The sequence below is a fragment of the Vibrio eleionomae genome (assembly GCF_009874545.1).
Taxonomy (GTDB): Bacteria; Pseudomonadota; Gammaproteobacteria; order Enterobacterales; family Vibrionaceae; genus Vibrio; species Vibrio nitrifigilis.
In genome coordinates, this window is record NZ_WEKT01000094.1 from 1 (window position 1) to 8,402 (window position 8,402).

9 protein-coding genes and 1 pseudogene are annotated in these 8,402 nt (G+C 37.3%); all 10 read left to right on the forward strand.

What is annotated here, in order from left to right:
* The first annotated feature begins 461 nt into the window (after positions 1 to 461).
* On the forward strand, positions 462 to 683 hold the full coding sequence (locus F9817_RS23095) for a Flp family type IVb pilin (RefSeq protein WP_161158563.1): 222 nt from the start codon (positions 462 to 464) through the stop codon (positions 681 to 683).
* 22 nt (positions 684 to 705) lie between these two features.
* Positions 706 to 1,179, forward strand: coding sequence for a prepilin peptidase (locus tag F9817_RS23100; protein WP_161158564.1), 474 nt, complete (start codon positions 706 to 708; stop codon positions 1,177 to 1,179).
* Between the two features lie 20 nt (positions 1,180 to 1,199).
* Positions 1,200 to 1,985 carry a Flp pilus assembly protein CpaB gene (gene cpaB / locus F9817_RS23105; protein WP_161158565.1) on the forward strand — a complete coding sequence of 262 codons (786 nt, stop codon included), beginning with the start codon at positions 1,200 to 1,202 and terminating at the stop codon, positions 1,983 to 1,985.
* Positions 1,986 to 1,992: 7 nt separating this feature from the next.
* Positions 1,993 to 3,321: a type II and III secretion system protein family protein gene (locus F9817_RS23110; protein WP_161158566.1), complete on the forward strand. Its 1,329-nt coding sequence runs from the start codon at positions 1,993 to 1,995 to the stop codon at positions 3,319 to 3,321.
* A complete protein-coding gene (locus F9817_RS23115; RefSeq protein ID WP_161158567.1) occupies positions 3,318 to 3,827 on the forward strand; it encodes a hypothetical protein in 510 nt (169 codons plus the stop codon). The genes F9817_RS23110 and F9817_RS23115 overlap by 4 nt, the downstream gene beginning before the upstream one ends.
* An 11-nt stretch (positions 3,828 to 3,838) precedes the next feature.
* A complete protein-coding gene (locus F9817_RS23120) occupies positions 3,839 to 5,065 on the forward strand; it encodes a CpaE/TadZ family protein (protein WP_161158568.1) in 1,227 nt (408 codons plus the stop codon).
* Between the two features lie 3 nt (positions 5,066 to 5,068).
* On the forward strand, positions 5,069 to 6,349 hold the full coding sequence (locus F9817_RS23125) for a TadA family conjugal transfer-associated ATPase (protein WP_161158569.1): 1,281 nt from the start codon (positions 5,069 to 5,071) through the stop codon (positions 6,347 to 6,349).
* A gap of 2 nt (positions 6,350 to 6,351) precedes the next feature.
* Positions 6,352 to 7,281 (forward strand): type II secretion system F family protein, encoded by a 930-nt coding sequence (locus tag F9817_RS23130; protein ID WP_161158570.1) that lies wholly within the window; start codon positions 6,352 to 6,354, stop codon positions 7,279 to 7,281.
* Positions 7,282 to 7,286: 5 nt separating this feature from the next.
* Positions 7,287 to 8,150, forward strand: coding sequence for a type II secretion system F family protein (locus tag F9817_RS23135; RefSeq protein WP_161158571.1), 864 nt, complete (start codon positions 7,287 to 7,289; stop codon positions 8,148 to 8,150).
* A pseudogene (locus F9817_RS23140) lies at positions 8,150 to 8,402 on the forward strand (hypothetical protein); the annotation flags it as partial. The gene F9817_RS23135 and the pseudogene F9817_RS23140, both read left to right, overlap by 1 nt.

Consider the following 8,402-nt stretch of genomic DNA (forward strand, 5'->3'; position numbering starts at 1 on the left):
AATAATGTCTATATTTAAAAGTTTTGCCTGTTTTATTTTTTTATAATATTTGTATGTTAATACTTTATGGTTACATATATTTTTATAAAAAACAGTCACTTAGTTTTATTAGATTAAATTCACATTTTTAATGATATAAATGTAAATATTCTTATATAAGATACATATGTATCTGTGTTGAAAATATTTTATTTTTATCTCTATTCACAATGAAAATGTTTCGGTAAATTTCATTCCGTCGTTAAGACAAAGAAACAGATAGCGAAGTACAGTTTTAGACTTTCTATCATTATTTAAATTTAATTATTGAAACAGACTTAAGTACCACGAAAGTACAACAAAGATACTCAGTGTTACTAATTATTAGTTGAAGTAAAAATTGCTTAGGTAACATCATGTCACACCCGAACAGTTATTTATTATTAGCAATAAAATAAGTCGTTAGTTGGAAGGAAAAAATCATGTTAAACAATATTACTACCAAGCTATGTTCTAAAATTTCTGCATTTATTAAAGATCAACGCGGAGTTACAGCGATTGAATATGCAATCATTGGTGTAGCAATCTCTGCTATCGTTTTATCTGTTTTCAACTCAAGTCTTGGCGATGCGTTAACAGGTGCTATGAGCTCTATTACGTCAAATATCGGTCAAGCTGGCGTTGTTTCTGGTTCTGGTAGCTAATCAGTTCCTAATTTAAAGAGGAATGATGAATTCTTTCTTTAATATTCATTGGCAAGGGCTTTTAGTTTTAATACTGGCCCTTGTCTTAATGAAATTATTAGTTACTGACGTACTATATAGAAGAATCAGTAATCTTGATGTAATAATTATTCTAATAACAATTTTAATTTTACGTTTAAATGAGATCGATTACCGAGTAACAACTCAATTTCTTTTGGTTTTAGGATTGGGTTTTTTAGTTGTCTCCTTTGGTATTTGTGGTGCAGGTGATATCAAATTATTAAGTGTATTGTCATTAGCAATCCATCCAAACTGGTTCATACTTGTTGTTGTTCTTATGCTTTGGCTAGGCGGAATATTGGCAGGTTCAATTTGGCTGTTTTATAAGTTTAGATATCCTAATCAGCGTTATACTGGCGGCGTTCCGTATGCTATCCCAATTGTTATCAGTTGTAGCTTTGGAATGTGGCTCACCATGATCTCGACGGCGTTATAATAACAACGTTAGGTGCAGGCATGAATATCAAACTCATGATTGTTATTGCGATAATAGCGATCGGTGTCGGTGTCTATGGTATGAACCATAGGAAAATTATCTCTCCCTCGACCCCCAAAGTTGAGGTCAAAGAAAAAACTATTGCGGTCTATGTTGCAAAAAAGCAACTTCAACCGGGTGATAGTATTACATCCCAAACTGTCTCTATTGAAAACTGGTCAGAAACCAAAGCACGTTCTCAAGGTATCGCTGGTGCAATATCTATTAATTACTCTCTAGATCCTGTGGCTAAAGTAATTATTGAACCAGGGACAGTCATATCAAAAAGTTCTTTCGCTATAGCAACAGACGTAGATTATATCGATTTTATTATTAATGAGGGTATGACTCCATATCCATTACAAGTTGAATCTAAATCTATTATTGGTGGCGTTATTAGAACAAATAGCTTTGTAGATATTATGGCCCTTGCCTCTGGGTCGCAAAACTTAGCCAATGACCGTTCTATTAAATCCTATAAGGATGTTTCACTGTCTCCAATATTAACGAATATAAAAGTACTTAAGATTTCTGAAGAGAAATCAAGTGCTAAAGGAAAGTCGGCAGACGAAAAGTCGACCTTAATACTGGAAGTTACGCCGAAACAAGTGGCTACGTTGACCATTGCTCAACGTATCGCTCAGTTAGAAATCCACCAATCTGTTAAGGGCGCAACTGCCAAAGACTTATCTGCTAACGCGGGTGATGTTTTAGAGTCTTATCACGCGATAAGAGAGTTTCGCGCTGGTAGCATGACCGTTAAATAGGTGATGTATGTATTACGTAAAAAAAGTTGTTCAATTGCTACCTACATTATTATTCGCTAGTTTGCTTATAGCATTCTCTTCTCAAGTGAATGCAGCAAGGCTATTTAGCGTCAATAAGGATGAAGCGAAATCGATTCGTTTATCTAAAGACATCAGTTCTGTTTTTATTTCTAACCCTGCTATCGCTGATTATTCAACTATAGGTAAACGTACTCTTGTTGTATATGGGAAAAGTGTCGGTAGAACTTCGCTCATTATATTCGATGGCGATAATCATACTATTTTAGAGCGCACCATTGTGGTTAACACGAGTCTCATCAATGTTGAGCAGCATGTTGCAATCAAATACCCAGATCTCGATATAGAAATTTATAACCTCGGGGATAAAGTGGTGTTAAATGGCACTGTTGCGACGGAATCACAGAAAAATGGTATTGAACGCCTAGTTGGTGAGCTTTTAGGAAAGTCTGGCACTGAAGAAAAACTGATGGCAGGTGAAGGTGGAACTCAACTGATCGCCACAAAATACAGCTATAAAGGTATTGTCAATAATTTGAAAGTGGCCACCACTAAGCAGGTTAATGTCAAATTAACGGTAGCTGAAGTTTCTCAGTCGTTTGTCGAAAACTTAGGATTCCAATTTTATAACAACGGCTCTAACGGTAGCTTCATCAATTCCATTGTCAATTTTAGTGCAAGTGACATTGTATCGATCATTAACGCGGTCGCAGATAATTCGATTGGACAAGTTTTAGCAGAGCCTAATATCTCAGTCATTTCTGGCGGCACAGCAAGTTTCCTTGTCGGCGGCGAGTTACCTGTTGTCACTTCATCAGATAGCGGTAGCAGTGTGAGCTATCGGGAGTATGGGATTAAGCTCAATTTAACGGCTAACGTAGAACAGGACGACAAAATAAAACTAGCGATTATGCCTGAAGTGAGCTCATTAGATAGTCAGTATAGAAACGCGACGTATGATGTGCCAGCACTAAAAACACGCAAGGCCAGTACTACAGTTGAGTTAGCTGATGGGCAAAGTTTTGTCTTGGCAGGATTGCTCAATAATGAGGAAGTTGAGTCTCTATCAAAAATACCTTTTATCGGTGATATCCCTATTTTAGGTGCGTTGTTCCGTTACTCAAAAACAGAACGAAAGAAAACTGAATTAGTGATTGTTGCGACGGTTAGCTTAGTTAAGCCTTTAGATAGTAAGCAGGTGAAACTGCCAGATTTTCAGAGAACAACCAATTTGGAACGTTTATTTGATGTTCATCCTGACAAAAATGAAGACGATCCTACTCGTGAGTGGTTAGTTGAGGGAGGGTTTATCCAATGATGATTCCTGGTTTATTTACTTATATTAAGTGGGTCGCAATCTATTTTGTGATGGTCTTTCTTTGGGGATGCAGTTCTTCTGTTGATCCTAAAGGTATGGAGCTTGAACTATATCCTGTTACCGCGAAGTTGACGTTGGACATTCGTCAGTATGAAGGAGCAAAGCAAGCTATCGTAACGTTTGTTCAAACTCACAAAGAACAGTTACTTTTTGCCAAAGTTGAATTAAATGCCAGTTCAAAATCGGCAGCTAAATTGACCCAATTTGCACGTAAACAATTAACTAAGGTTGGGGTGGATCCGATCAATATAAGTGTCAAACAAAGCCATACCGATCAGTCTCATTTTTTAATTCAATTTACCGAATATATCGTTAAAACTGAACGTTGTGAGCCTACTTCAATTTGGTCTATTTCTTCAATGAAAAATAATTACGGTTGTTATGTTGAAGGTAATCGTTGGCAGACGATGACTAACCCAGAACGCTCTGCTGGAATTAATGAATAGGAAGGTACCATATGTTTGATTTAGTCAGTATTTTGAAGTCTGGTAAAGACGCAGATGCCGATAATGAGCACATTAAAACGGTATTTTTCTATCAGACTGATAAATGTAAATCTCTTATCGAAGAAACGTTTCGTTTTGAAGGGCTTAGTGAACCTGTTGCTATTGAGAATAAACAAGAAAAGTTAACGGAATATATTCGGTCCAAGCCGGCTGAAATCATCATTATTGAATTGATTAAAGTAGAAGATATTGTCGTTGCAGCACAGCGAATCTCGAATTTACTTCCTAGTGGTTCAACAGCAGTCATTATTGGTGCTCAAGACACAATATCCATTCAACGACAATTAAAACAGTTGGGTTTCTATTACTTACTTTGGCCGGTGACAAAAGGTGAACTGACGGAATTTGTGAGAGATATTCATGAACAGCGTGATCGTCGCTCTGGTGTTGGTGGCCGTAAAGCAAAGCGTGTCTCTATTATTGGCGCTAAAGGTGGTGTTGGTGCAACCATGATCGCAGCGGAGTTGTCCTGTGTACTGTCCGAGGTCAAGCATTCTTCATGCGTGTTAGTTGATTACAACTATAACGAAGGCAACTTGGACGTCATGTTAGGTCTCAGTAAGTTTGAACGTAAAAAAGCGCAACAAGGCATTGTTTCAGAGAGTTTAGACGCAAGTAGTGCAAAAAGCTTCATGTATAAAAAAAGCCCAAAACTACAACTGCTTAGTGTTGCTGCCGATGAATTAGATTTCAATGAAATGATTCAATACAAGCGTTCAATTGCTAATGCGATTTCAAGCGAATGTAATTTTATCTTAGAAGATCTATCAGCTTCGACAGGACTTGTATTTAATCAATCGAATCATTGGTTAGAAAGCAACTGTATTATTATTGTAACCAACTCAACAGTCTCCTCATTAAGAGATGCCGGTCGATTATATGGGATGGTCAATTCAATTGCTGCATCTGAGCGCCCGCGAGTATTTATTGTCGTTAACCACAACATGCCTGAAAAATATGCCAGCGTTAAGCCTGATGAAATAGAGAAGTTTTTCAAACGCAAAGTCGACTTAACGATTCCTTATATCAAGGATTTTGCGGATGTGATTTTAGATGGTAAGCGTTTATCTGACCGAAGAAATAAAGCATCTGCTCTCCTAAATAATTTGGCGTCTCTAGTATTAGGTGAGCAAATCAATAAAAAATCGTTCTTGTTTAAGAGATCTCCTAAGGGGTAATGCATGAGCGTAACTAAAACTCTATATATCAAGTTTCGCAAGCAAATATTTGATGCACTTGAACCTTCAGCTATCGCCGAAGTAACACGTCAGGAACTTGAAGATCAGCTTGAAAGTGCGATTAATCTTTTGATTGAAAAAGAAGGTGCCGCTGTATCTGGTGTTTTGCGTAAAGAATTTGTTATTGCTCTTGCTGATGAATTAATTGGTTTAGGACCATTACAGCGCCTCATGGATGATGAAACCATTTCAGATATTATGGTGAACGGTCCTGATAATGTATTTATTGAGCGTAATGGCTTAGTTGAAAAGTCCAACATTAGTTTCATTGACGAACCGCAGCTTCTTGCCATAGCGAAACGGATTGCTAGTCGTGTAGGACGACGGGTTGATGATTCATCTCCAACCTGTGATGCGCGTTTAGCAGACGGTAGCCGTGTCAATATCGTAATCCCTCCCATCTCTATTGACGGAACATCGATATCAATTCGTAAATTTAAAAAGCACAGTATTGATTTAAATAAGCTTTGTCATTTTGGTGCAATGAGTCCAGAAATGGCACAGCTGTTGATGGTAGCGGCTCGTTGCAGATTAAATATTCTTATTTCTGGTGGTACGGGTTCCGGTAAAACGACCATGCTCAATGCATTGTCGCAATATATTTCAGAGAAAGAACGTATCGTGACGATTGAAGATGCTGCAGAATTAAAGCTACAGCAACCTCATGTAGTACGCCTCGAAACAAGAACGGCCGGTATTGAGAACACTGGACAGATATCTCAACGTGAACTGGTGATCAACTCATTACGTATGAGGCCAGACAGAATCATTGTTGGTGAATGTCGTGGGGCCGAAGCGTTTGAAATGCTCCAAGCAATGAATACGGGGCACGATGGTTCAATGTCTACTCTGCACGCCAACACTCCGCGTGATGCGATGGCTCGTGTGGAGTCCATGGTCATGATGGCGAACAACAACCTTCCTCTAGAGGCAATTCGTCGCACCATTGTTAGTGCGGTTGATTTGGTTATTCAGATATCTCGATTACACGATGGCAGTCGTAAAGTGATGTCAATTACAGAGGTAATAGGTTTAGAAGGTCAAAGTGTTGTATTGGAAGAGATATACCGTTTCCAACCTACGTTTAGTCACAGCGAAGATGGCAAAGTTAACGGTCAATTTGTCACCGCAGGGTTAATGCAGCGTTCGGTCCTAGTAGAAAAAGCCAAGTTCTTTGGTTTAGCCGAGCAGTTACTAAGTTCGTTTAGTCCAACAGGAGCCTAATCATGATTTATACATTGGTAATGATCGCTGGCGTACTATTAGTGCTTGTTTCTCTTATCTTGAATTACCGTGATAAGAAAAAACGGTTAAGCATCCTGCATGACTTTAAACATAATGCGTTGCATCAATCAGTCATCAGTAAAAGTCAGGCGGTTGACTTACAATCATTATTAGATCGCAGTTATTCTGAGCGAGTTGCTCAGCAATGGAGCAATTTTAAATCCCAGTTGGGTAATATGCCTGAAATAAAGTTAGCCGGGATTACCGCGGGCTTATTCGCATTTTCATTACTATTTAATCAGAACTTTTTACGCGAATCACCTTGGGTCGTAAGCCCGATTATTATTATCATAGGCTATATTATTTTATATCAATGGCTCCAAGGGAGAGAGCAAAAGAATTTCGAATCACAATTTCCTGATGCTTTGAATATGTTAACCGGTGCTGTGTCATCTGGTGACAGTATTATGCATGCCATTATGTATGTTGGAAAAGAACTTGAAGGAAATATTGGTGAAGAATTTCGCATTATGGGTCAGAGGTTACAATTAGGAGAATCTCCTGATGAGGTATTTCGTAAGTCTTGTCACCGTTATCCATATCCTTCATTTTACTTTTTTGTGATTACTTTACGCGCCAATATCGCACGAGGTGGACAGTTGAAAGATATTATGCAACGTCTAAATCGAACTATGTTTAATGCTCGTGCGATAGATAAAAAGAAAATGGCACTTACATCAGAGGCTCGTACCTCAGCGAAAATTGTTGCTGCAATCCCATTTTTATTCCTGTTTATGTTGCAGTTTTTAAGCCCGGAAAACTATGAATTTGTCATGTTTAATGATGATGGGAAAGTCATTCTTTATTACGTCATTATCAGTGAGGCTATTGGTATAACTATCGTTTGGGCACTGATGAGAAGCGTGAGGTAATTACCATGGATATTATTGGAATTAGTTCAATATCATTAATAATATTTGGTTTAGTATTCCTAGTCGCTTCTGCAGCGAAATCTAAACGAGAGAAGAGGCTAGACAAACTTAATATTGAAAAAACAAAACAAGAAAGAAAACCGAAGTTTGTTTGGTTAACACAAATACTTAATACTATCTTTTCGACTAATCAAAAAGAAATCGATGAGAAGTTTATTTCAGCAGGATTTTATGATCTTAAATTCGCTAAATATTATGTTTTAGTTAAATATACTGTGGTTATTTTAGGCACTATATCAGTTGCATTTTTGGGAACATTATGGCAGCTCAAACCAAGCTCGTTTATTGCTGTTGAAGCCGTGTGGATTATTGTGAGTTTAACGGGCCCAGACTCATTCTTGTCAATGAGAGCGAGTAACTTACGTAAAAGTATATCCAATAAATTACCCTATATGTTGGATCTAATGTCGGTAAGTATCCAAACTGGTATGACGATTGAAGCATCAATTAGTTATTTATCACATGAGTTTAAAGCGTTTGATAAAGATTTATGTTTTATTCTCACTAAGATTAATGAACGTTCACGGATTGTTGGTATTGAGCAAGCTTTAACGGAATTATATAAACAGTTTCCGACCAATGAAGTTCGTAGCTTTGTTATGACGTTAAATCAAAGTATTCAGTATGGTTCATCCATATCTCCTGTATTAGTGACTTTATCTTCTGATATACGAGAGGTTCAGTTACTCAATGTAGAAGAAAAAATAGGGCAATTATCAGCAAAAATGTCAATTCCTTTAATTATGTTTATCATGATTCCAATTGTCATATTGATCACTGCACCAGGTATTATGAGGATGTTAGGATAATGCGTAACTATATTTTTTCTCTATTATTATCACTGTTCTTATTCGGCTGCGTATCAAATAACTCAGGAGGTTTTGACCCTAATACTAAAGAAAAATTGTTGCTGAGTGGTAAGAATTATCAAAAGCTTATCTCTTTTTATAAAGAGCAGTTAGTTAAAAAAGAAGATAAAGATACCCGTATAAAATTGATCGAAGCGTATGTTGAGTTAGGGGGTTTTATCTCAGCTATATTTTATCTAGAACCACTATTAA